Here is a 23,837-nt window from a genome sequence, read left to right on the forward strand (position 1 = left end):
CAGCTCCTTCCTCGGGCCTCGCAGTCAAACTGACAAGTTGCGCCGTTAGGTTGAATCAACTCTGATGTGGCAAAAGCCCGGAGGAAGTACAATGCGAATTAAACTCGCCATTTCTGCAGCGGCTTTGTTTATTATGAGTACAGCGGATGCATCGGCATTCTCGATGAGCTTTCGGTGGTGCGGGCTAGGCTCTCCGGTGTTTGCTTTGAGCGGCGTGCCGAAAGGGACGACGACGCTGCAATTCCATATGATTGACCTTCAGGTCCCGAGCTACAATCATGGTGGTGGGACAGTGCAGTACAAGGGGCAATCGACTGTGCCATGCGGGGCTCTGACGAACTATTCGCCGCCGAGTCCGCCGAGCGGCAGCCATTCGTATCAGATCACAGTCACCGCATTCGGACCCGGCAACTCGAACGTCGGAACGGCGACCTTCACGAGGGAATTCCCGGAGAAGAAATGACCTGGGCCTGTCTGTGCACGCCTATGCATACTCAAACGCTGTATTGCAGAGTCATCAGTTTAGCTTGAAAAGGGTTTGTCCCAAGCGCTCCTTGAGTGTCTCCAGCAAAGACATTCTCGTACTAGGTTCCTGCACAATGTAAGCCGGTGCAGGCGCAATATTCAGTGGCGCCGCTGCTCGATGGGCGACGACCTTCTTCGCAGGTTCACGCCTTGCAACGTGCTTCCTAATATCAGCATCGGCGTTCGAAGCGGCTGGCTTTGGGTCGGCGTTAAACTCCGCAAACGCGACCTGTGATCTTTGCTGAGCAGGTTCGACAGCAGTGGTTGATGCATCGAAAATCACGCTTGGCGGCACGATAGTCGGCAAACTGGTATCGATAACCACTCTTTCTGGTAGTTGCTCGGCGGAACTGATTCTAATGGTCGGCTGCTCTACCTCGCTACGACTCGGTTCTGGCGCCGGTTGTTGGAAAAACCAAGCTATCCCGATGAGCAACAGGACTAGAGCACTGCCGACGAACACGAAGTATTTCATCAAAGGCATAGGCCGCCTCCATTTGGGCGGACCTTGAGATTTGGATTGTTAGCAGATTGCTAAAGATAGATTAAAACCGAAAACGTGGTTATCGCCGCTGCTGCGATGCGGAACGGCTCATGGTTGCAGAGCCGAAAAAGACGTATTCGAAACGTGCCGAAAGAGTTTAGAGAAAGAAAGGCATGCCGCTCGTCAGGTTGGGCAGCGACGGCCTCAATCCCTTGGAAGCCGCTTCGGCAGTTTCGGCAATTGGCTGGGATCAAACTTCTTGACTGCCTCGGACGCCTCCCGCGCGGCTGATGAGTCTTGGTTGAGAATAAATCTCACGTCCAACACCATTCCCGACGCCGCATCCGTCGTCCCTTGGCAGTCACGAAGGTCCCTATAGCCGTTCCGACGAGCTGCAATTCCATTTCGCCAATTCCGAGCACCGTGGCATGACCTTTGGTATGCCTCTTCGTCCTTATCGTCGCGGTAAAATCGGTCGCCATCGACCTTATAGCTACCACTGTACTGATGCTGTCAGGCCCCCAAAGCGCACCGTCTGCAAAATGGACAATGCCTGTGCCTTCGCCAATCGAGTTCCATCCTTGGGACATCGCGTGTCTCGTTTCAAGGCGATTACCTTAAGTAGGCGCCGCTTTGTGCATGAAGGATGGCGGCCGATCGCGGGGGCTCTGTTCCGCGCTCACCGACTCAATGTATCGATCGTATCGTGCGCTACCGTGAGATACGCCTCTGCTCGCCCCTTAGCCGACCCGGAAACCGCCGCCCGCAAGCTGGTCGAGATCGCCAGCGGCATCGACCGCGTGCAGGACGGATCGGTTTTCATTGAACTGGTCAACGTACTGTTTCTGAAGATGGGCGGGACAGGGGACCAGTTCCGCGGCGCAATCGCCTTGGCAAAGGAGCGAGGTTGGCCAGAGTTGCATGAGAGCGGACGTATGTGCGGCTGAACGAGGCGGCCCCAGATCTATTTGTCAACTCCAGCAAAACCTGACTGAGTAAGTCCGGTAAACGCCATGGACACTTCCCCCGCTGCTTTCGCGCTGAATAAATGCGCCTGTAGAGCCACACGCCCATCAAGTCAGACAAAACATACCGGGCAAAAGCAGCGCGGCAGCGGCGATCGGTGACATCACCAAAGACATTATCGGCACTGCGATAACGCAAGCAGTAACGAGGCCGCCTTTGGCAAGTCCGACCACGAACGCTGCCAGCATGCAATGACCTCGGGTGCGCTGTACATCATTGGTACCGAAAGGTATTCGATAACTCGAATTATTCGCCTATCGGACCTTCAGCGCAGTTGGAAATGGAAAGTGCGGGTTTGAATGAATACCGCTCATTAGCGACTTTTCTGCGTGCAAGACCTGCGCGAGCTAGGCGCCTCCGACATCAAACAACTCGTTGAGGGTGAAGCGGGTTGTTGTTAGTTGGACGGCGGCTCCTGTCTGTTGGTTGAGCTGCCAGTCGGCACTCACGAGCCGCTCCTGCAACATCTCCGCGCGAATGCCAAGCCCGTCGTCGAACCTGTTGCTGCGAAAATGGTTCCCCCGGAGCGCGGTCTGGCAAGGCAGTCTGAGGGAGGCGCGCCGCGCCGATGTCTGTCATTTCAGGACGCTGGGAAAGCTGGGTTGCATTCCAGCATCTTTCGTAATCCTTGTCCCGAAAACGAGCGGTCAGGAACTCGATGAAGAGGCGTACCTTGGCAGGAAGATGTGCCTTGGTCGGGAATGCAATATTCATTGTGAGCCTTGGAAGATCCCAGTCCTCCAGTACGTGGACCAAGCGTCCAGCTTTTAGATCGTCATAGATGATGTAAGCTGGCTGCGCTAATATGCCGAGGCCGTCGAGCGCAGCCGCGCGAACGATCTGCCCGTCGTTGGCTGATAGCAAGGGCCGCACCGGCACCACTTGTTCCTCGCCCTTCTTGCGAAGCCGAAACTCATAGGGCTTGTCCGCGAGCGTGTAGAGCAAGAACTTGTGTTGGGCGAGATCAGCGGGCGTTTGCGGCCGACCTTGTTTTTCAAGATAGGTCGGAGATGCCGCGAGCCAGCGCGGCGTTTCGGCCAGCTTTCGTATCGTTATAGATGAATCGGCTTCGAATTGCCGGGTACGAATGGCGATGTCGACACCGTTTTCGATCAGATCGTAATATCTATTTGCAGCGACAATATCGACCGAAATGTTGGGATACTGCGAGGTGAACTCCGGCACGAGCGGCGCAAGATGCTTCAGGCAAAAGGAAAGTGAGGCGGTGACGCGCAAGGTACCGGTTGGATTTATGGCGGCCTCACTCACGGAAGCTTCTGCTTCTTTCACACTCGCGAGAAGGTCTCTCGCTCGTACAAAGAATTGCTCTCCCGCTTCAGTCAAATGGAGACGGCGCGTCGTACGATGGACCAGACGAACGCCGAGACGCTCCTCCAGCGCCAGCAAATGGCGGCTCGCGGCAGAGGTCGAAATGTCGAGCTGTTCTGCCGCCCGGGTCAGACTACCGAGTTCGGCGGCCTGAATAAACGCCTCGAGTTCGTTCCACCGATCCATGGTCTGCTCCGGGCGTTTCCTCGATCAACGTCGCTTATTTCTGACTGTCGTCCCGCGTCGTGGGCGATTGCGACCAGGACCTAGGCTACAGTAGAATGAGATTGGGCAAAATGTCTCAATTTTCGGAACACAGTAGACCTGGGGTCTCCAATGGCTCGCGTCGAGCAATTAGCCGGGGTTGTCGCGTTCGTTGAAGCTGCACGGACGGGAAGCTTCACAACTGCCGCCCAACGACTCGGGATAACCAAATCGGCTGTCGGCAAAAGCATCGCACGCCTCGAGGAGCGCCTGGGCATCAAGCTATTTTATCGTACCACCCGCCATCTCAGTTTGACACCGGACGGTGAGGCATATTTCGCCAGTTGCGCTCACGCCCTTGATGAAATTGGCGACGCTGAACGCGCGTTGAGCTCGAAGCATGGCAAACCAAGCGGGAAGCTGCGGATCGATATGCCAGCTGCCTTTGGCAGGCTTGTTCTGCTTCCTCTGCTGCTCGATATCGAAAGCGTATCCAGCCTTGCGGTTAGTGATGACCTTTACCGACAGAATAGTCGATCCAGTGGAGAAGGGCATCGATCTTTCGATCCGGTTCGGAGAACTGCGCGACTCCAGCAGTCTCGTCTCACGGCGATTGGCGGAACAGGGGCTCCTGCTATGCGCCGCACCGCGTTATCTTCAGGCGCACGGCACTCCAATGCATCCGAACGAGGTTCAATTGCGCGATTGTATTGTCGGATACAAAAGAGGTACGACCTGGTCCTTTGTCGACGAACGGGGCGAGGCGATGCGTGTGACGCCGCCCGCTACGCATGAGGTCGGCGACGGCGATGCTATCGTTGCCGCCACGATCGCAGGGTGCGGACTATCACAAATGCCTAGCTCGCTTGTGCGTAAGCCGATCGGCGAGGGCACGATCGTGCCCCTGCTGACGGCCTTCTCGAAGGCGAAGGTCGAGATTCACGCGGTGTGGCCGAGGACTAGGCATTTGGTTCCTAAGGTCCGCACGGTCGTCGACGAGCTGGTTGCGAAGTCTCAAGCAGGCGCGCTCGACTGATGCCTCGGCTTGGACCTGGCGGGCTCGATTGCCCAACTTTTGCTACGCGACCTCCGCCGGTTTCGAGACTTCGTGGATGCGAAGCCATTCTTAAATCTGGATCGGCGCTCCGCACGAGTAGCTACGCTGTTCTGCGGGCTCGCTTCTGCCGGAAGTTCTGCGACGCACGAAAGCCCGTCCAATCACTAGCTAAGGCGCGGTGTAGCCCCCATCGATAACGAGTTCCGCTCCCGTCATGTAGCTCGATTCGTCACTGGCCAAGAACAATGCGCCCTGGGCGATTTCTTCCGGCTCTCCCAGTCGTTTCATCGGTGTGATGTTCACGATTGAATTCGTGATCTGCACGTCCTGCGCCTCGATCATCGGCGTCCGAATGATCCCGGGATGTATCGAGTTGACGCGAATGCCGTCGGCGACATACGTCAGGGCGGCATTCTTGCTCATGTGTCTGACTGCTGCTTTGGAGGCGGTGTACGCCGAGACGCCTGCGGCGCCCGCAATTCCCCAAATCGATGACGTATTGATGATCGACCCGCCGCCCATCGCCTTCATGTGCGGAATGACGGCTTTCATTCCGTAAAATGGTCCGGTCTGGTTGATGGCGATGACCTTGTTCCAGTCCTCGATGGAGATTTCTGCAATGCCTTCGTAAGACAGGACGGTGCCTGCATTGTTGAACAATATATCTATACGGCCATCGCGATCGATGATGTCCCGTACGACGGATTGCCAATTGGAGAAGTCGGTGACGTCCAATCGATGCTTTATGACACCATCCATGGCGACGTCCTCATCGAAGCTAAGATCGCACGTGTGGACTTTTGCACCTTCCTTGGCAAAGAGCTTCACCGTTGCCAAGCCGATACCGCGCGCGCCGCCAGTGATCAGAGCGACCTTGTTTGCAAGACGCATTGCTTCACCTTCTCAAGTCAGGCCCAGATGAGAGCCGGTTCTATCTTATGTTGTCACATTCCACGTACGCTGATTATCGCCGTGCGAAACATCACTGCCATCGCGAAACACTCCAGATCGGTTGATCCAAGTTGACCATGCTCGTCTTTTCGTCGCTCGGACTCGCTCGGTCGTTTTGTTCAAACCATTTTGTCGGCGCCACTGAACTTGCTGATGAGCAGCGCTATCAGGATGATTCCGCCAGTTGTGGCATTGATCCAGTAAGCAGGCACTTGGGACAAGACCAATACGTCCTGGATCAGAACCAGTAGCAGTACCCCGCCGCAGGCGCCGGGCATCGTGCCGCGACCGCCGTTAAGGCTTACGCCGCCGAGCACGGCAGCTGCGAAAGCGTTAAAGATCAGGTTTTGCCCGAGCGATGAGGGAATTGAGGCGATGCGACCCGCCTGCAGAAGGCCTGCCAGCGCGGCCAATACACCGGCAGTAATGAAGACCCACATGAGGACACGTTCTACCGGGATTCCAGCGACACGCGCAGCTTGGGAATTGCCCCCGACCGCATAAAGCATCCGCCCGATCCGGTGACGCGACATAAACAACGTGAGGATCGCGAGCAGGCTCAAGGCGATGAGGAACGACAACGGCAAGTCGCCGATGCTCGCCTCTCCCGGCGCAGTCAGCATCGCTGGCAATTCGGAAAGCGTCTGGCCGTGCGTCACACCGAGGCTGATGCCGCGGAGCAAAATCAGAGTGGCCAAGGTCGCGATGAAAGCGTTGAACCGAAGATATATCACCAAGACGCCATTCAGCGCACGGATGACGGCGCCGCAGGCGAAGATCGCCAATAGAGCCACAGCTGGCGAGTTCGTCAGCCCGAGACTGCCGCCGCTGACGTCGAGAAAGCAGTAGACGCCCAGCATGGGAGCGAGCCCAAAGGTTGACTCCAGCGACAGGTCGAATTTGCCGGCGATCAGCACGAGGGTTAGGCCCATGGTAAGGACGCCTAGCTCGCTCGCCTGCTGCATGACGCCGTAGATGTTGTCAAAGGAGAGGAAGGCCGGGTTCAAGATCGCGCCAACGATGATAACGACGATCAACACCGGCAATATCGCCCATTCGGGCTGAAACAAATTGCCGACGGACCTTCTGTTCGGAGCGGCGTTGATGCCTGTGAGGGTCGGCGCCGGCGGGGTGATATGTGTGCTGTTGCTCATGATTTCTCCGAAGGCAGATTGAAACCCTCCATCGCGGCAACGAGTTCTTCCTCGCTCATGCCGCTTTTCTCAGCGACGCTCTCGCCGCGAACCCAAACCTGGACCCTGTCACAAAACGCGAGCTCTTCCGGTTCATCGCTGACAAGGACCACCGCCAGACCCTGCCGACGGCGCCGCTCGACGATGTCCAGGATCGTGGCTTTGGAGGCAATGTCGACGCCCGCGGTGGGATGCAGCAGAATTAAGACGGTTGGTTTCGGACTCAAGGCTGAACCCAGCAGGACCTTTTGTTGATTGCCGCCGCTAAGCTCACTCACATTCTGGGTGACCGAATGACAGGCGATCCCGAGGTCTCTGCGGTTCGCTTCCGCAAACTGACGTCGTGCCTTGCGGTCGATAAGCACACGTCTCGAGAATGCTTTGAGGCTGGGAAGCGTGATGTTGTCTTCGATGGAAAGGCAGCCGACCAGGCCGGTCTTGATGCGATCTTCTGGGAGCAGGCTGATGCCTGTCCGTACCGCGGTATTAGGATTCCAAGCTCGCGCTACCTTCTCGCCCTTAAGAAGAATCTGACCCGTCCAGTTCGAATTGTGGCCAGCCAAGGCCAGAGCAAGTTGGCGAGTCCCCGAGCCGGAGTGGCCGGCAAGACCAACAACCTCACCCGCTCGCAGCGATAGGTTGAATATATGCTTGCACGCTGCGCTTTTGGTGTGCGCTTCCAAGACGACCGGCGCATCAGACGGTAGCGGAGCGCGTGCTACATGCTCGCTCGCGGTCAGGGCGATGCCTGTCGCCTCGTCGCCCACCATTGCGGTTACGATCTGCGTAGTGGTGAGCTTTTGCGCGTCCCCGTGCAGGACATCACGACCATTACGAAGCACAGTGACCGTGTCGCACACCTGCGGTATCTCATCGAGGTGATGAGAAATAAACAGGAAAGTCACCCCGCGCTGGCGGAGTTCGTTCACACGCGACATCAACTGGTCGATCTCGCTTGCGATCAATTGTGCTGTTGGCTCATCAAGAATGACGAAACGAGAGCCTTGGCTGAGCGCGCGTGCGATCTCGACCATCTGAGCCTCCCCAACGCCTAGATCTCTGACTTTCGTGTTCAGTAGGATAGGCATGTTCCAGCTATCGAGCTCGGCGGCTGCCTTCTTGTTCAACGCATGCCAGGAGATCGTCTGCTTGCCATGATACCGTCCGAGGTAGAGATTCTCCGCAACGCTCAGGTCGGGGACCAGTGTCCGGTGTTGATAGACACAGGACACGATCTCGCGCCAAGCGTTGCGATCGCTCGGTGCTGGCGGGGCACCGCCGTCCACCAGGAACTTGCCAAGATCAATGGCTCTCAAGCCCGTGAGAACCGAGACAAGTGTCGATTTGCCGGCGCCGTTGCGACCAACAAGGCCGTGCGACTCGCCCCGCGAGATCGTGAGCGACAGTTCATTGAGTGCGACTGTCTCCCCAAATCGCTTGACGGCCCTGTCGATCTGCACGATGGCGGCGAGCGGGGTCGCGGTTGTCGACGAGTCAGCGGGGCGAGACGCGGTTGTCATCGGCCGTTGCCCCACAGGTTGGGATCATCGGCGTTTTGTTTCGTGACGATCGGCGAGGGCAGCTCATCAACGTAGTAGGAGCCGTCCTGCACAACCGTGCTCTTGTGGTCAGTGGGACCAGCCTTCATTGCCTCGCCTTTGAGGGCAGCGGAGAGGTAGTGCACGCCGTATTTGGCATAGTCGGTCACGGGCTGCGATATCGTCGCGTCCAGAAAGCCGTCGCGGATTGCCTTCAGAGCTCCAGAGCCGCCGTCGATGGCAACCACGGGAATGTGGCCCGGTTGGCCAACGGGTAGCAGGCGCCCGCGCGACTTGAGGGCTGATGCAACAGGATCGTAACAGAGCGTGTCCGTAGCGAGGTAGATGCCGACGATGTTCGGATTCCCGCTCAGTACCGTCAAAGCGACGTTTGCGCTGGTGGGTCCGTCCCAGTTAGCCGTCTGCTCGATGACTGTGACCCCTGCAGCCTTCTTTTTGAATTCCTGGTTGAAACCATCCCTGCGGTTACGGCCGTTCGTTGTGGTCAACGCGCTCGTAATGTCGAGGACCTGACCGTTCTTTGCGGTGATCGCGGCAGCGAGCGCTTCGGCTGCTCGGGCGCCCATCGCCACATTGTCGGCACGGACGACTGCGTAGACGGCGCCTGCCGAGGGTTCGTCATCGACTATGACGACAGGCACATTGCGGCTCTTTGCGAAATCGAGCGCCGGCTTGATGGCCGCGCGATCGACGACGCCAGCGAGTATGGCATTGGCTCCCGCATTGATCAGATTCCGAAAGTCTGTGACTTGCTGACTTGCGTCTCTATTCGCGTTGGTCGTCTGCACGACGCTCCCGCCGGTAGCCTTGGCTTCGTTGGTGGCGGCGTTGACCAGGACGGTGAAGAAGGGTGTGTTAAGGGTGGGCATCGACAGGCCGAGCTTCATCATTGAATCTGCGGTCGCAGCGCCTGTTGCCCCGACGGCCACGGTTGCGGCAAAAACAGTCGACATCAGTGCAAATTTCAGCGTCTTGTTCATGGGCTCCTCTCCCGTTGACGGCTTATGCCGGTGTGATTGCTTTTGTTGGGACGTGCCATCGATGTGCGACCGTCCTCTTGGGAGCGCTTATCCTATATTGCGTTTGTTGGGATAAAGCCGTTGGACCGGGAAACACTGTTGTGTTTGGTGCAAAAAGCAGTTGCGACATCAACCGTGTGTGAGACGCGGCTTTGGCGAAGGAGATTGCATCTCTCGCCCGCTTGCCGGCAGGGCATCCGCTATTCAGGACGCGGCGCCCATCGGAAGCAGAGCACAACGTTCGAATCTCGGCTCATCGGGGATCGCAAGGTCCTCAGGCTCGTGCTCGCCTTCCTAAAAGCCGGTGTCATGATCGAGGGCACCGTCCGCCATCCTGTTACGGGCACCCCGCAGGGCGGCATCATCTCGCCGTTGCTGGCCAACGTCTATCTGGCGGCCATCGACGAGAGATACGGACGGTGGCCGATGCGCCCTCGCGAACGACCGCAGAATGCAGCCGACCGGCGCCTTTACGATCGCCGGAGAAACAGGCCGGGCGAACCGTTCCCGCCGTTGATCGGACTGTCGGGCTCGGGTGCAAGGCCGGCGCTTGCCGATGCGAGTCTCGTTAGGACCAAGGCATATTGGGTACCCGAGCAGCGACTCTTTCCGGCTGCACCACGGTGGCAAAGTTCTTTGCGCTATGTGCAAATCTGGCTTCTTGTTGATCGTTCCAAGGAGCCTTTGCTCGGCCTATCGCAGTCCGTTTTCACTGGAACAGTAGAAGCAAAGGCCGATCATCTCGGTTCTGAAAGTGATGGTTGGACATGCACGACGTTTACTTGCGGAATACGCAAAACTGTTTCCTGTGGCGCCCACTTTATGTCGGCTAGTGCCGTGATATCAGAACGGCAACCGGTGGTCTGTGGGCTGCCATACCTTACTTCACCGCTTGAACGCGCGAGGATAGTGCCGTGGCTAATGACGTAGAGCTTCTGATCTCGTATTTCGCGCTTTCGGGGGACGTTTACCCGCTGGGGCCTACTGAGGTCAGTCCATTCCCATTCAAAGACAGGGTGGAAGCGGCAGCGCGCGCGGGGTTCAAGGGGTTTGGTCTTCACTACGAAGACACGATGGTCACGCAAAGCAAGATGGGCTTTGCGGAGATGAGACGCATTCTTCAAGACAATGGCATCAAGTATCTGGAGATTGAATTTCTGCTCAATTGGTACAGTTCTGACGAGAAGCGAGTGGAGTCCGACAAATTCCGTCGGCAGCTGCTCGAGGTGTCCGCAGAACTTGGAATGCGGGATATCAAGGTGGGCCCGGGATTCCACGAAACCCATGCCGATGTGCCGCGCATGGCTGATGAGTTCGCGAAGTTGTGCCAGGAGGCCGCCGTCTACGGCGCCGATATCGTGCTCGAGATCATGCCGTGGTCAAATGTCGAACCATCGACACCGGCTTGGCCATCGTGAGCGGCGCCGACCAACCAAATGGCGGACTTCTGATCGACATCTGGCACATTGCGCGCGGAAACATTCCGTACGCAGACATACAAAAATCCCGACGCGCTACATCAAGGCCGTGGAGGTTGATGATGCCCCCAAAGTGCCGCCCATTGATGATTTGTGGGAGGACACGATCCATCATCGTGAATTGCCCGGCGAAGGCGAACTGGGCGTTCCGGCATTCCTTCGCGAAATCCGCGCAGCCGGTTATAGGGGCGTCTATGGAACGGAGATTTTGTCGGCGGGCCACCGCAAGTTAGGACTCGGCGAGATGGCCAAGCGGGTGTTCGACAGCACGATGGCTCAGTTCGCCAAGCTTTGAGCTTTGTCGTATCGCCTGTGAGCTGCTGGTCGTCGCGCGCCGGGCAGTTTTGTTCTTGATTCTCGATCCGCTTGAGAGGTCCCGTTTGCCTTGTTGAGTGAATCTCAAATCGATCGGTGAGTGCAGCAGGAGGTGATGAACAAGACGGCATCCAGCCTCGCGCAGGCAGTTGCGGACGTTCCCGATGGCGCGACGGTCATGATTGGCGGTTTCGGAGGCGTGGGCGCTCCAATCGAGCTGATGCATGCGCTTCTCGTGCGATTCCGCGCGTCGGGCCGTCCCAAGCACCTCACGGTAGTGAACAACAATGCCTGCAACGGTCACGTCGTTGGCAGCCCGCGTACCCGACTTGGATATATTCTCCCAAGGTCTCATCGAGCGGATGAACGGCGGCTGGCGTGTCACAGACGAGGGGCGCTCGGTTCTCGAGATTATGGAGGCGCGGATCGGCGCAAGCTCGAGCGAAAGCAGCGCCAACGGGACCGGCGAAGACAGGAGCGCGTATCCAGATGAACGCGTCGACCAGCAAAAGCGGTAAGGGTGACGATACCTCGAACCGAGAAGAGTGCAGCGAATTGAGCGCCAAACATCTTCACCTCTTAGGGTGGCCCCGAGTGGCCGATCACGGCGAGCAGTTGTTCGAGCTGCGCGAGTTCGTCCGATAGGCGCCACTGGATGAAGTTGTAGCCGGTCAGCATAATGAAGGCTGCGGCGACGAAGAGAATCCACAATGGCACGTAGCGACGCACGGCCGTACGTACTTTGATGCCGCGCCATCGGGTCGATAATTCGCGTGGTGCTGCGCTCGTATTGCCCCGCAAGAGACGCTGAACGTCCGACCGCAGCTCTTCAAGGCGCTCCCGACCCTCTTCCACCCCGCGATATTTGCCTTCGAACCTCATTAACAAGCAGATGTTGATGAGCTTGAGCAAGGCGATTGGTTGGCCGGCTTTGCCTGCACGAGCTCCAGTATCTGGAAGACCTTCGCGCCTCCCCTGGTCTCGTTCTGGAACTGATTAAGCAAGCTGTTGTCACTCCAGGCGCTTTCACAGCCCCAGCGTGTGGTAATCACCGCCTCGTCCGACAGCGCGTATATCACGTAACGGGCGCCTCTAATATCACCGCCCGCTTGGCCCGACGCGTCGCAAAGGTCTCCTCCGATTCTGCCCGGACGACTGTCTTTGTAGAAATGAGGGGAGCCCGTGTGCAGAATGTTCGGCAGCGGCAGATCGAACGAGCGGTGGTTCTCCGGCAATCCGGTTAGGCTTGCCGCAGCGATCGTGACGCCGTGATAGCCACGTAAACGGCTGATGACTTTCTTGCGCTGATGCTGGCCCAATGCATTCGAGCGATAGGCGATCAGCTTCAGCACCGTGTCATTCGCCTCCGAGCCCGAGTTTGTGAAGAACACTTTACTCATCGGCACCGGAGATATCTTCACGAGCTTCTCGGCGAGCTCGATCGAAGGCCCATTCGATCGTGAGTGAAGGTATGATAGAATGGCAGGACTTGCATCTGACGATGTGCGGCTTCGATGAGCCGTTTCTCACTGAAGCCAAGTCCCGCACTCCAGAGACCCGCCATGCCATCGAGGTAGCGGTTTCCGGCCGTGTCGAAGACACGGGGATCCTCGCCGCGTTCAATTATGAGCGGTCCGGCCTCTTGGTGCGACCGCGCGTTAGTATAGGCGTGGAGCTGATAGGCCACATCTCGGGCCTGTTGAGAATTGGGCCGCATGATCGACGTCACCGCATCGGTCGAGAATTCGCGCTCGGGAAACATGATCGAGCGCTAATATGATCAAATATTTGCGATGGTGCGAGCGAGTACCAATTTCCAGTGTCCGCCCGAGGATGTCCTGCAGCACTATTCCTTGGCGATCGCAAGCAAACGCTGCCCCAAACGATAATCCGATTCCTCGTTCGTCCCAACGTTGGTCGGGCCCTCACGAACTTCTGCCTGGCGCCCGGAGCCGAGCCAGTAGGGACAATCATCGTAGCGGCGCCGTCGGCCAGCCAACGCGTGGTGTGCCCACTTTGATTGACGTGCCTCTTGTAGGCCATCCTTGATATCCTTCGTCTCGTCTCCGCACCGGCCACGTTGCTCGGAGATGCGCGACCGAGGAGCCTGCTGGTATGCTAGTCAGAATTATTGAGTTCGCCACCTGCCAAACCTTGTAGGCTCTTATTTGGCACTTGGTACCGATGCCGAGGGCATTGCTTCCGTATCCGGCTTGGTACGGTTGCCGACCCTCCCGCCAGAGCAATCCGTTGGCGGAGGTCTTGCTGGGGCAATTGCAGACAAGGAGTCGGCTGATACCGTGCCGAACTGAGATAGCAGCGGATCGTCAGTGACAACGATTGCTCCGCCGACGTCGTCACACCGAGAAAGCCGATGAAGAACAGCTTCGTCGAGAGTTTCAACGACCATGCGATGAGCTGCTCAACGAGACCCTGATCTTCGATCTCACGACGCCAGCGCCAAGATCGCTGGTCTGGTTCGCCGACTACAATCTCCAGTGCCCCCACTTGTCGCTGAATATCTAACCCCCGCGGCCTATGCGGCCCACCTCACGGCAACGGACGATCGGCTATGCAACTCCGACCAGTTCCGCCGATCGTCCGTTGCTCCAGCCGATCGACATGCACTTGCGGTGGATGGCCGTTGTACGATCGTTGAACCTGTTGGCGTCGAATACTTGCAAGTGGACGAGAATCAGAACGCGGCAAAAGCGAGCGTAGAGCGCTGGGTATTGTGGGACGAACAGAAAAGGCCGTGGCCGCGCGTGTGCCCGCTGGAAACGTGGTTCCGTTCAACCGCACCGGCACGACACAGACATCGGCTGTGAAGCAGCCGACGCGCCTTCAGATAATCCGGGATTGACTCGATGAAGGCCCGGCTCGCTCCTGTTCGAAGGCCGTTTTGGATCGCGGCTTTGATGCCGATTACGCGATGCTGATCAAGTGTTTCGCGACGGAATAGGCCGGTCCCGGCCGCCACAGTCCGCCAAAGTCCGTCGGCGCGATCAAGAACACCATCATGGGAAACCCCGATCCTCCCCTCGTCAACACGCTGTTTGCCGAGCGCGAGAACCTGACCATGCGCATGTCCATGCGTCGGTTTGCGACCGACACCGTCTCGTAGAAGGTTTGTGAACCATTGCCATGCTGGCGCTGTACTTCTTCTTTCTACCACTTCTGCCGAGTTCATAGGACGTTTGCGCGACCGCGGCGATGGGGTCGGGTTTGGTTGATGACGTCATGAAGACGTAGGGACGCGGTGGCGCTGATCAAGAAGCGGGCACCGGAGGCGTCTGATGGTCGCGTCGCGAGAAACGCTTCAGAACATCGCGGCCGAGCGGCAGCTCCAGCCCGCGACGCTGGAGCGTGTGATCCGGCTGATCGACATTCTCGATGCCATCGGCGCCGACACGCTGATCGGGCCGCGCGTCGCCTTGAAGGGCGGCACGGCGCTCAACGTCTTTCATTCCGATCTGGACCGCCTCTCTGTCCATATCGACGTTAACTATGTCGGCGCGGTCGAGAAGGAACAGATGGACGCCGACCGGCCGGGGTTGGAAGACCGGATCGAGCGCTTGATGGAATCGAAAGGGTACGTCGCGCGGCGTGAGCCGTCCGAGCACGCTGGCGGCAAATGGATTTATCGCTACGCCTATGCGCTGGGCGGTGCGGGGACCATCGAGATCGATATCAATTATCTCTACCGCGGCCCGCTCTACGGCGTGGATCGCATGCCATCGGTGGCAATCGGATCCTACCAAGCCAGGAATGTTCCGGTCCTCGATATCCACGAGATCGTCGCCGGCAAGATGGTCGCGCTGATCACGCGGCGCACCGCGCGCGATCTGTTCGACGCCCACCGGATCATCGCCATGCCGTCTCTCGACTGGGCGAAGATCAAGGCGGCCACCTTGATGATCGGTGCGAGCGCCAAGAGCTTCGATTGGCGCACAGCCTCGCCCGAGGCGATCAGATGCGAGGTCGGCGACATTACCGGCAAGCTGACCATGTGCTTGCACGATCGGTATTTCGGCAGCTTTGGCGGCCCGGCAGTGTGGATCGAGAGCGTCGCGACCGAATGCCGGGAGAAGCTCGCGCCACTGTTTAAGTTCACAGCGGGGGAGGGCGCATTTTTGGAAGCCGTGCTGGATCGGGGTGAGATCGATGCGTCTTCTCTGGAGGCGCCAGCAAACGTGCGCGCCTCGATAGAAGCCAGTCCGGCCCTGCGGTGGAAAGCGCAGAATGTCAAAGCTTGGAAATCTGGCGACAAGTCGCTGGCGCCACGTACGAGACGAGCAGCGCGGTCGCGTGGAGAGACTAGGTGAATAAAGCCATCGGCTGCTGCCGCATGACCATGAGATACCAGAGGATCCGGCCAGCGTTCGCCAACGCATGAGGGCGATCGCGCAGGAGCGCCGCCGCTTCGGCTATCTGCAGCTGCACGTTCTGTTCGAGCGGGAGGGCTACGTGATCAACCACAAGAAACTGGTCCGGCGCTACCGGGAAGAGAAGCTGCGGTGCGCCGCCGCGGCGGTCGCAAGCCGCAATCGGGACCCGGGCGCCGATGGTGCCGATGGCGCCGAACGACCGCTGGTCGCTCGACTTCGTGTCGGATCAGCTCACGGATGGTCGCCGCTTCCGCACCTGACCGTGGTCGACGACTGCACCCGCGAGCGCCTGGCGCTGGTGGCCGACACCTCGCTGTCCGGCATCCGGGTGGCGCGGGAGCTGGACCGGCTGGTGATCGAGCGCCGTAAACCCAGCATGGTGGTCAGCGAGAACGGCAGCGAACCCGCCAGCAACGCCATTCTCTCATGGGCCGACCAGAGCCGTGTCGCATAGCACTACATCGCGCCTGGCAAGCCCATGCAGAATGCCTTCATCGAGAGCTTCACCGGTCGACTGCGGGATGAATTGTCGAGCGAGACGCTGTTCACGTCACTGGTCCAGGCCCGCGTCGCGCTTGGATGCTGGCGAGCCAATTACACGACCACACCCGCAGGTCGGATGGAAGACGCCGTCCGAGTTCGCCATGACCTGCCACCCGCGCCGGGATCTGGCGCTGCGCTATGCCAGCTCCCGTCGCTACCCCGCCCAACCGGGCGAATCCAACACCCGGGACGAACTCAGGACTGGATAAAACTTGGGGGCAAGGTCAGTTGACAAATACCCAAGAGGACATCGAAGCGCTGGCGCTAAACATTTTAGGCCTCCGCGCGTCAAAATGGTTATGAGTCGCGCAACGAGGGTCCGACCGCGCGGCTCACGTCAGGCCCTCTTCGGTCGGGATCATGGATAACTTTTTGATATCCTTGCAGGTTGCGTTGCACCATTAGCTTGACTTTTGAGTGGGTGAGTGCTCACTCACTCGTATGAGTTCATTGCGTATGACGAGCGACCTGAGGCGTCAATTGATCCTCGGAGCCGCGAAACGCTGCTTCGCCCGACACGGCTATACCGGCACCACGACCAAGAGCGTGGCGGCCGCTGCTGCCATTTCCGAGGCGCTGCTGTTCAAGCATTTCCTCTCCAAGGCGGCGCTGTACGCCGAAATTCTCAGCGATGAGTGCGAGGCTGACCCGGCATTGATGGAGTTGCTCGAGCGCGAGCCGTCAACGGCGGCCCTGGTCGAATTGATCCGCGGCATGGTCGACCATTTCCTCGAGATCGCCAGCGGCCCCGACCAGGAAGAAGCGCAGCGCCTCCGACTGATGGCCACGAGCCATCTGGATGATGGCGAATTCGCCCGTCTGCTGTATGCCAAAATCGAGACGCTGATCGGAGCGGCCTTCGTCGCCTCGCTCGAACGTGCGGTCGCCGCCGGCGATGCGCGGCCGTGCACCGGCGAGCCGTTCAACCTGTTCTGGTTTGCGCATCATTCGCTGGTGATGGCGGCGCTGACCAGGCTGCCGGCCGTGCCCTGTCTCGCCTACGGCAAGGCGAACGATCTGGAGCGCCAGCTCTGTGAGTTTCTTCTGAGAGGCATCGGACTTAACGACGCCGCAATTGCTTCGCATCTGGGCCGCGCTTTGGCGCCGGGTGCCGGCAAGACTGCGATTGCAGAAAGTGCATGACATGAATATCGTAATCGAACAGAAGATTTCGGGCGAACCGATCGACAGCAAAGCTCCCAAGCGTCCGGTTCGGCCGGTGCTGTGGTTCATCATCGTGGGCACGCTGCTGAGTGTGCTCGTCGGTGGTCTCGTCTGGTTCAATTATTTCCGTGGCCAGATGATCAAGCAGTTCTTCGCCAACAACAAGCCGCCGCCGACCGCCGTCAGCGCGGCGGAAGCGAAGTCCGAGGTGATCCCGAACCTGCTCACCGCGGTCGGCGGTCTCACCGCTGTGCACCAGGTCGACGTCAGCGCCGACGTCAATGGCCGCGTCACCGAGATCAAGTTCGAGCCCGGCGCCCATGTCGAGGCCGGCACGCCGCTGGTGCAGCTGTTCGACGCGCCCGATCAGGGTGACCTCGCCAACTGCAAGGCCCAGGCAACGGTCGCACAGCTCTCGCTCGACCGCGCCAAGCAACTGGCGTCGCGCCAGTTCGGTCCGCAGGCAACCGTCGATTCCGCGCAGGCCGCCTATGACCAGGCGCTGGCCGGCATCGCCAAGACCGAAGCGCTGATCTCGCAGAAGCTCGTCCGCGCGCCGTTCTCAGGCGATCTCGGCGTCCGCAAGGTCGAGGTCGGTCAGTATCTGACGGCGGGCACGGCGATCGTCTCGCTGACCGATCTGTCGGAGCTGTGGGCCAACTTCACGGTGACGGAAAAGGACTCGGGCAACCTCAAGGTTGGCCAGCTGGTCCGGCTGAAGGTCGACGCCTATCCGGGCCGCACGTTTGACGGCAAGATCACGACGATCGAGCCGCAGATCGCCGCCGACACGCGCAACATCCGCGTGCAGGCGACGGTCTCCAATCCGGAGAAGATCCTGAAGCCCGGCATGTTCGTGACCACGACAGTGGTGCTGCCGGACAAGCCGGCCGTGATCACCGTTCCGGAGACGGCGGTCGACTACACGCTTTACGGCGACTCGGTGTTCGTGATCACCGAGAAGAAGGGCGAGGACGGCAAGACCAGCCTGAGCGCGGTGCGCACGTTCGTGCAGACCGGCAGCCGGGTCGGTGGTCGCGTCGAAATCGTCAAGGGGGTGAAGCCGGGCGACAAGGTCGTCGCCGTTGGCCAGCTGAAGCTGCAGTCGGGCGCCGCGGTGGCGATTTCCACCGACCCGGCCCCGCAGATCCCGGCGCAGCCGCCGCGTTACTGACACCGCACATGACGCAGCATGATTCGGCACCCGGGTCATGCGCTTCGTTAGCCAAACGAAATCGAGATCGCCGCGATGGCCCTTACCGATATTTTCATCAAACGTCCGGTCCTGTCGGTCGTCGTCAGCCTGCTGATCCTGCTGATCGGCCTGCGTGCTGCGATGGTGCTGCCGATCCGGCAATATCCGAACCTTTCGAACACGGTCATCAACATCACGACCGTCTATCCCGGCGCGTCGGCCGACCTGATCCAGGGCTTCATCACGACGCCGGTCGAGCAGGCGGTCGCTTCCGCCGAGGGCGTCGACTACATCACCTCGTCCTCCGTGCTCGGCACCTCGACGATCCAGGTCTACATCAAGCTGAATTTCGATCCGAACCAGGCGCTCACTGAGGTGCTGGCCAAGACGAATTCGGTCAAATATCTGATTCCGAAGGAATCGAACGATCCGGTCGTCACCAAGACCACAGGCCAGACCACGGCCGTGATGTATCTCGGCTTCTCCTCCGAGGAACTGTCGGGCTCGGCGATCTCCGACTATCTGACGCGCGTGGTGCAGCCGGTGCTGTCGACCGTCGACGGCGTCGCGTCGGCCGACATCCTCGGCGGCCAGACCTTTGCGATGCGGCTCTGGCTTGATCCCGTGAAGATGGCTGGCCGCAACGTGTCCCCGGCTGACGTCGCGTCCGCGATTGCGGCCAACAACTTCCAGTCTGCGGCGGGACAGACCAAGGGCTATCTCATCGTTTCCAACATCTCGACGAACACCAGCCTGACCGACGTCAACCAGTTCCGGAAGATGATCGTCAAAGCCAAGGACGGCGGCTTCGTGCGGATGGAGGACATCGCCACCGTCGAGCTTGCCGCCCAAAGCACGGACGCGAGCGTCGCCTTCAACGGCGAGCACGCGATCTTCATTGGCGTGCAGGCAACGCCGCAGGGCAACCCGCTGACGCTGGTCAAGGGCGTGCGCACGCTGTTCCCCGAACTCGAGCGCAATTTGCCACCGTCGATGAAGATGAAGGTCGCCTACGATTCGACCAAGTTCATCCAGTCGTCGATCGACGAGGTGGAGAAGACGCTGGGCGAGGCCGTGATCATCGTGATCGTGGTGATCTTCCTGTTCCTGGCGTCGTTCCGTTCGGTCATCATTCCCGTCGTCACCATCCCGCTGTCGATGATCGGCGTTTGCACCTTGATGCTGGCGCTGGGCTTCAGCTTCAACCTGCTGACCCTGCTTGCCATGGTGCTCGCGATCGGTCTGGTCGTCGATGACGCCATCGTCGTGGTGGAGAACATCCATCGGCATCTGGAAGAGGGTAAGTCGCCGGTTCAGGCATCGTTGCAGGGCGCGCGCGAAATCGTCGGTCCCGTCATCTCGATGACAATCACGCTCGCCGCCGTGTACGCCCCGATCGGCTTCCTCGGCGGCCTCACCGGCTCGCTGTTCCGCGAATTCGCCTTCACGCTTGCGGGCTCGGTGATCGTGTCAGGCGTGATCGCGCTGACGCTGTCGCCGATGATGTGCTCCGTACTCCTCAAGAACACCGAAGAGGGCCGCTTCGCCAAGCTCGTCAACCGGGTGTTTGGCGCGCTGACGCGCTGGTACGGTCGCAGGCTTGACCGCTCGCTCGACTACAAGGCGATCACCGGCCTGTTCGCGGTGACGATCCTCGGGCTGGTCGGCTTCCTCTACATGCACACGTCGAAGGAGCTGGCGCCGGAGGAAGATCAGGGCATCGTGTTCGCGGTGACCAAGGCGCCGAAATACGCCAACATCGACTATGTCGATTTCTACGGCGAGAAGCTCGACGAGAAATTCCAGAAATTTTCCGAGACCGATCTGCGCTTCGTGCTGAACGGCATCAATGGCCCGCAAGGCGGCATGGCCGGCATGCTGCTGAAGCCGTGGGACGAAAGGAAGCGTTCCTCTATTCAGCTGAAGCCGCTGGTGCAGGTCGAGCTCTCCAAGATCGAGGGCGTCCAGGCCTTCGCGTTCAACCTGCCGCCGCTGCCGGGTGGCCCGGGCGGCCTGCCGGTGCAAATGGTGATCAGCTCGACCGCGGGCTTCCGGGCCGTCTATGAGCAGATGGAGAAGCTGAAGGACGCTGCCCGCAAGAGCGGCATGTTCATCGTCTCCGACAGCGACCTCGCCTACAATCAGCCGACCGTGACCGTGAAGATCGATCGCAGCAAGGCCCAGGATCTCGGCCTCAACATGCAGAACGTCGGCAGCGCGCTCGCCGTGCTGCTGGGCGGCAACTACGTCAACCGCTTCAACCTCGAGGGCCGCTCCTACCAAGTGATCCCGCAGGTGCCGCGCGGCCAGCGGCTTTCGCCGGAATCGCTCGGCGGCTATTACGTGACGACCAACACCGGTCAGCAGCTTCCGCTGTCGACGGTGGTTTCGATCGAGACCCTGACCAATCCGAATTCGCTGACGCACTACAATCAGCTGAATTCGGCGACGTTCTCGGCCGTGCCAATGCCCGGCGTGACGATCGGTGCGGCGGTCGACTTCCTTGAGGGCGAGGCCAAGAAGCTGCCACAGGGCTTCAGCCACGATTATCTCGCTGACAGCAGGCAGTATGTTCAGGAAGGCAATCAGCTCGCGGTCACCTTCGGGTTCGCGCTGATCATCATCTTCCTGGTGCTGGCGGCGCAGTTCGAAAGCTTGCGCGATCCGCTCGTGATCATGATCTCGGTGCCGATGGCGATCGTGGGCGCGCTGATCCCGCTGTTCTTCGGCGCAGCCACGATGAACATCTACACCCAGGTCGGTCTGCTCACCCTCGTCGGTCTGATCACCAAGCACGGCATCCTGATGGTGGAGTTCGCCAACGAGCTCCAGGTCAACGAACGGCTCGACCGCCGCTCGGCCATCAAAATGGCGGCCCGCATCCGGCTGCGGCCGATCCTGATGACGACGGCGGCGATGGTCACCGGCCTGATCCCGCTGCTGACTGCGTCCGGCGCCGGCGCGGCTAGCCGCTTCTCGATCGGTCTCGTGGTCGTCGCCGGCATGTCGATCGGCACGCTGTTCACCCTGTTCGTACTGCCGGCCGTCTATGTCGTGCTGGCGACTGACCATCGCGCGACGGCGGATTCGGAGCGGAACAAACAGATCGGCGACCTCGACATCGCCGGCGAAGCGCTGCGGCCGACTTAGATTTTGGCGAAAGTCTAACGCTTTACTTAGGCGGTCTTGTCCAAGTCCACCGACGCGCCCGGCAAGGAGATATCCTATGCCCTCGGCGTAAAGCCTGCAGATTCACCTCTTTGGCTTTAGCCGACCGGTATACGACAATCCATACCAAGTTCTCGCTCCATCGCGATCGGCCCTCGCGTCTAGCGCCTTAACGCAATTTCAAGATCAAGAAACGAGGCATCCCTAATACCAAGTAACACCTTACACATTCTGGAGAACGAAAAAACGATACTGCGTGCAGGCACCTGCACGGAGCAGCCTAGTGCGGTGCCTGATCGAACACCGGTAGAACCAACGATTTGATGTACGGTCTATAAGGATGAGAACCAAGTCCAAGCGCCCTTTCAACCAAGCTGCACCCTTCCATTGTTCGATGCTGCATCGCTCGGCGGCTGAAACGTCTGGCGCCTCCGCAAGGGGTGAAACCCTGACTGACGCTGTCAGAGGAGTCGAAGCTGGCGCGACGATGCTGACATCCAAACTACGGCGGCAACAGAACAACTCTTGCCGCTTAATCCAGCGAACCGCCGTATAGGGGCCCGTACGGTGGTGTGGGAGGAGGAGTCGCGAGACTCCCCTATCCCGATAAGCGTCCGCATTCTCCGGGCCGGCAAACAAACTCAACCAATATCTGAGTTTGCCAGGCTAGGTGGCGTCCGTCTCCGAAGACCTCGCTCGGGGATCACTTCTCGAGCAGGCTATCGTTTCCCTTCGGTCCCGCGACGGTCTCACGCCGCGGGAATTGCTGCGTTTGATGGCGCGACTCGCGCTCGCGGGGGCCGGGCGTTCGGACGGATCGCGGCCGATCTTGGATTGGAGCTCGATAAGGTCGGTGAACATGTCGGCCTGGCGGCGCAATTCGTCGGCGATCATCGGCGGCTGGCTGGCAATAGTAGACACCACGGTGACCCGCACACCGCGCCGCTGCACGGCTTCGACCAAAGGACGGAAGTCGCCGTCGCCGGAGAACAGAACCATCTGGTCGATATGGTCGGCGAGCTCCATGACATTGACAGCGAGCTCGATATCCATGTTGCCCTTGACCTTGCGGCGGCCGCCGGCGTCGATGAACTCCTTGGCCGGCTTGGTGACGACGGTGTAGCCGTTGTAGTCGAGCCAATCGATCAGCGGCCGGATCGAGGAGAATTCTTGGTCCTCGATAACGGCGGTGTAGTAGAACGCACGTAGAAGCGTACCGCGACTCTGAAATTCGCCCAGCAGGCGCTTGTAGTCGATGTCGAAACCGAGTGTCTTCGCCGTGGCGTAAAGATTGGCCCCATCAATGAAGAGCGCAATCTTGCTGGGAGATGACATGATGCGTGATCTCCGGAGGAGGAAGTGCCGTGCTGCGGGGGGCGTATATCTGAACCCGCCAATGAGGCGGCACTTCTAAAAAACTTTCATCAAAGCCGGACCTCCCGATGCTATACTGAGGTCCTTTAACCTTCAAACAGTTTAGCCGCCGCCAAGATTAATTCGAACACTTCATTCGAGCGAAAATTCCCCCTGGGCGCATAAAAAGGGGTGTCGGCACCTGTGGATCGGGTCACGCATTTCGACTATTCTCAGACCGTCCCTAGTTCTTTCGCAGCGCAATGCCTGACCAACTCAAAATCTTTGATATCGCCTTAGAACGGCGAGGCCGAAGGTGGACTTGGCGCGTGTGCACCTGCGAAGAGACGACCCTGATGTCAGGATGGGAGGACAGCCGCGCCGCCGCCAGATATAAAGCAGCCAGGGCGCTTTTCCTGATGCTGCTCTCGGCTCCCTATCGATCGACGACATGGAAGCCGTCCAACACAGGTCCGGTGCAAAGAGCAAAACACTCGCGTGACCAGTCGCAGCGTAGGCTGGCATCATAGCTGATTTTTAGCGCGAACATTGTCAGAGCCCTGGCGTTCTAGACGTTCAACTGCAGCTTTACCCTGGCATGCCTCATGGCGTCGTTGATGCTGAATTCATTTTCCGCCGCTTGCTATTCGCGGCTTACTTGGTCGGCGATCTATTTCAATTTCGTATAGGCAATCCCTGGAGGGTCGGGACGTCGTAAAAACTCCAGGATCTGATTCTCCATGAGAGTGGTTTCTCGTCTTCGAGTCTGTCGATATGAGTTCGCGAGTAAACGATACCGTAGTCAGCCTTAAGTCGCTTGAAACAAACCACTGCTTTGACAGTCATGCGACGTACTCCTGTTGGAGCCGTGCGCACGGCTGTTTGG

The 23,837-nt window shown here is 59.2% G+C and carries 17 protein-coding genes and 5 pseudogenes; 13 read left to right on the forward strand and 9 right to left on the reverse strand.

Annotation, left to right across the window (positions count from 1 at the left end; translation table 11 throughout):
* Positions 1–91: 91 nt before the first annotated feature.
* Positions 92–463 (forward strand): phospholipid-binding protein, encoded by a 372-nt coding sequence (locus ACTGJ9_RS12220; RefSeq protein ID WP_456677242.1) that lies wholly within the window; start codon positions 92–94, stop codon positions 461–463.
* Between the two features lie 54 nt (positions 464–517).
* Here ACTGJ9_RS12220 and ACTGJ9_RS12225 read toward each other — a convergent pair whose 3' ends face one another.
* Positions 518–1,009 (reverse strand): hypothetical protein, encoded by a 492-nt coding sequence (locus ACTGJ9_RS12225; protein ID WP_456677243.1) that lies wholly within the window; start codon positions 1,007–1,009, stop codon positions 518–520.
* Positions 1,010–1,437: 428 nt separating this feature from the next.
* On the opposite strand from ACTGJ9_RS12225, the gene ACTGJ9_RS12230 reads away from it, so the two are divergent.
* Entirely contained in the window at positions 1,438–1,956 is a 519-nt protein-coding gene (locus ACTGJ9_RS12230; protein ID WP_456677244.1) for a hypothetical protein, read from the forward strand.
* A 442-nt stretch (positions 1,957–2,398) separates the two neighbouring features.
* Here the strand turns inward: ACTGJ9_RS12230 and ACTGJ9_RS12235 are convergent, their stop codons facing one another.
* Positions 2,399–3,550 (reverse strand): LysR family transcriptional regulator, encoded by a 1,152-nt coding sequence (locus ACTGJ9_RS12235; protein WP_456677245.1) that lies wholly within the window; start codon positions 3,548–3,550, stop codon positions 2,399–2,401.
* 150 nt (positions 3,551–3,700) lie between these two features.
* Here ACTGJ9_RS12235 and ACTGJ9_RS12240 point away from each other — a divergent pair.
* Positions 3,701–3,838: pseudogene (locus ACTGJ9_RS12240) on the forward strand (helix-turn-helix domain-containing protein); the annotation flags it as partial.
* Between the two features lie 241 nt (positions 3,839–4,079).
* Entirely contained in the window at positions 4,080–4,604 is a 525-nt protein-coding gene (locus ACTGJ9_RS12245) for a LysR substrate-binding domain-containing protein (protein ID WP_456677246.1), read from the forward strand.
* 189 nt (positions 4,605–4,793) lie between these two features.
* Here the strand turns inward: ACTGJ9_RS12245 and ACTGJ9_RS12250 are convergent, their stop codons facing one another.
* The 4 genes from ACTGJ9_RS12250 to ACTGJ9_RS12265 form a co-directional block, all read right to left on the reverse strand.
* Complete coding sequence (locus ACTGJ9_RS12250; protein ID WP_456677247.1) at positions 4,794–5,516, reverse strand: SDR family NAD(P)-dependent oxidoreductase; 723 nt, start codon at positions 5,514–5,516, stop codon at positions 4,794–4,796.
* 179 nt (positions 5,517–5,695) lie between these two features.
* The gene (locus ACTGJ9_RS12255) at positions 5,696–6,730 is read right to left on the reverse strand and encodes an ABC transporter permease (protein WP_456677248.1); all 1,035 of its coding nucleotides are present in this window, start codon (positions 6,728–6,730) and stop codon (positions 5,696–5,698) included.
* Complete coding sequence (locus tag ACTGJ9_RS12260) at positions 6,727–8,289, reverse strand: sugar ABC transporter ATP-binding protein (RefSeq protein WP_456677249.1); 1,563 nt, start codon at positions 8,287–8,289, stop codon at positions 6,727–6,729. Before ACTGJ9_RS12260 ends, ACTGJ9_RS12255 begins: the two co-directional genes overlap by 4 nt.
* Positions 8,286–9,308, reverse strand: coding sequence for a sugar ABC transporter substrate-binding protein (locus ACTGJ9_RS12265; protein WP_456677250.1), 1,023 nt, complete (start codon positions 9,306–9,308; stop codon positions 8,286–8,288). The genes ACTGJ9_RS12260 and ACTGJ9_RS12265 overlap by 4 nt, the downstream gene beginning before the upstream one ends.
* Before the next feature lie 953 nt (positions 9,309–10,261).
* On the opposite strand from ACTGJ9_RS12265, the gene ACTGJ9_RS12270 reads away from it, so the two are divergent.
* The 4 genes and pseudogenes from ACTGJ9_RS12270 (at position 10,262) to ACTGJ9_RS12285 (ending at position 11,658) form a co-directional block, all read left to right on the forward strand.
* The gene (locus tag ACTGJ9_RS12270) at positions 10,262–10,765 is read left to right on the forward strand and encodes a sugar phosphate isomerase/epimerase family protein (RefSeq protein WP_456677251.1); all 504 of its coding nucleotides are present in this window, start codon (positions 10,262–10,264) and stop codon (positions 10,763–10,765) included.
* Positions 10,766–10,874: 109 nt separating this feature from the next.
* On the forward strand, positions 10,875–11,120 hold the full coding sequence (locus tag ACTGJ9_RS12275; RefSeq protein ID WP_456677252.1) for a hypothetical protein: 246 nt from the start codon (positions 10,875–10,877) through the stop codon (positions 11,118–11,120).
* 135 nt (positions 11,121–11,255) lie between these two features.
* Positions 11,256–11,447 (forward strand): annotated as a pseudogene (locus tag ACTGJ9_RS12280) (CoA-transferase); the annotation flags it as partial.
* On the forward strand, positions 11,428–11,658 hold the full coding sequence (locus ACTGJ9_RS12285) for a hypothetical protein (RefSeq protein WP_456678794.1): 231 nt from the start codon (positions 11,428–11,430) through the stop codon (positions 11,656–11,658). The pseudogene ACTGJ9_RS12280 and the gene ACTGJ9_RS12285, both read left to right, overlap by 20 nt.
* 61 nt (positions 11,659–11,719) lie before the next feature.
* Here the strand turns inward: ACTGJ9_RS12285 and icmH are convergent.
* Both icmH and ACTGJ9_RS12295 read right to left on the reverse strand, forming a co-directional pair.
* Positions 11,720–12,219 (reverse strand): annotated as a pseudogene (gene icmH, locus ACTGJ9_RS12290) (type IVB secretion system protein IcmH/DotU).
* Positions 12,220–12,248: 29 nt separating this feature from the next.
* A pseudogene (locus ACTGJ9_RS12295) lies at positions 12,249–12,857 on the reverse strand (aminotransferase class III-fold pyridoxal phosphate-dependent enzyme); the annotation flags it as partial.
* 1,651 nt (positions 12,858–14,508) lie between these two features.
* Between ACTGJ9_RS12295 and ACTGJ9_RS12300 the strand changes: the two are divergent.
* The 5 genes and pseudogenes from ACTGJ9_RS12300 to ACTGJ9_RS12320 all read left to right on the forward strand — a co-directional run bounded on the left by ACTGJ9_RS12300 (position 14,509) and on the right by ACTGJ9_RS12320 (position 21,580).
* Positions 14,509–15,465 carry a nucleotidyl transferase AbiEii/AbiGii toxin family protein gene (locus tag ACTGJ9_RS12300; RefSeq protein ID WP_456677253.1) on the forward strand — a complete coding sequence of 319 codons (957 nt, stop codon included), beginning with the start codon at positions 14,509–14,511 and terminating at the stop codon, positions 15,463–15,465.
* 2 nt (positions 15,466–15,467) lie between these two features.
* Positions 15,468–16,280 (forward strand): annotated as a pseudogene (locus ACTGJ9_RS12305) (IS3 family transposase); the annotation flags it as partial.
* Positions 16,281–16,512: 232 nt separating this feature from the next.
* Positions 16,513–17,214 (forward strand): TetR/AcrR family transcriptional regulator, encoded by a 702-nt coding sequence (locus tag ACTGJ9_RS12310; protein ID WP_456677254.1) that lies wholly within the window; start codon positions 16,513–16,515, stop codon positions 17,212–17,214.
* Position 17,215: 1 nt separating this feature from the next.
* Complete coding sequence (locus tag ACTGJ9_RS12315) at positions 17,216–18,409, forward strand: efflux RND transporter periplasmic adaptor subunit (protein WP_456677255.1); 1,194 nt, start codon at positions 17,216–17,218, stop codon at positions 18,407–18,409.
* A 75-nt stretch (positions 18,410–18,484) separates the two neighbouring features.
* Positions 18,485–21,580 carry a multidrug efflux RND transporter permease subunit gene (locus tag ACTGJ9_RS12320; protein WP_456677256.1) on the forward strand — a complete coding sequence of 1,032 codons (3,096 nt, stop codon included), beginning with the start codon at positions 18,485–18,487 and terminating at the stop codon, positions 21,578–21,580.
* A 684-nt stretch (positions 21,581–22,264) separates the two neighbouring features.
* Here ACTGJ9_RS12320 and ACTGJ9_RS12325 read toward each other — a convergent pair.
* A complete protein-coding gene (locus tag ACTGJ9_RS12325) occupies positions 22,265–22,933 on the reverse strand; it encodes a LabA-like NYN domain-containing protein (RefSeq protein WP_456677257.1) in 669 nt (222 codons plus the stop codon).
* Positions 22,934–23,837: the final 904 nt, after the last annotated feature.

It is taken from the genome of Bradyrhizobium sp. RDM12 (genome assembly GCF_051917485.1).
Classification (GTDB): Bacteria; Pseudomonadota; Alphaproteobacteria; order Rhizobiales; family Xanthobacteraceae; genus Bradyrhizobium.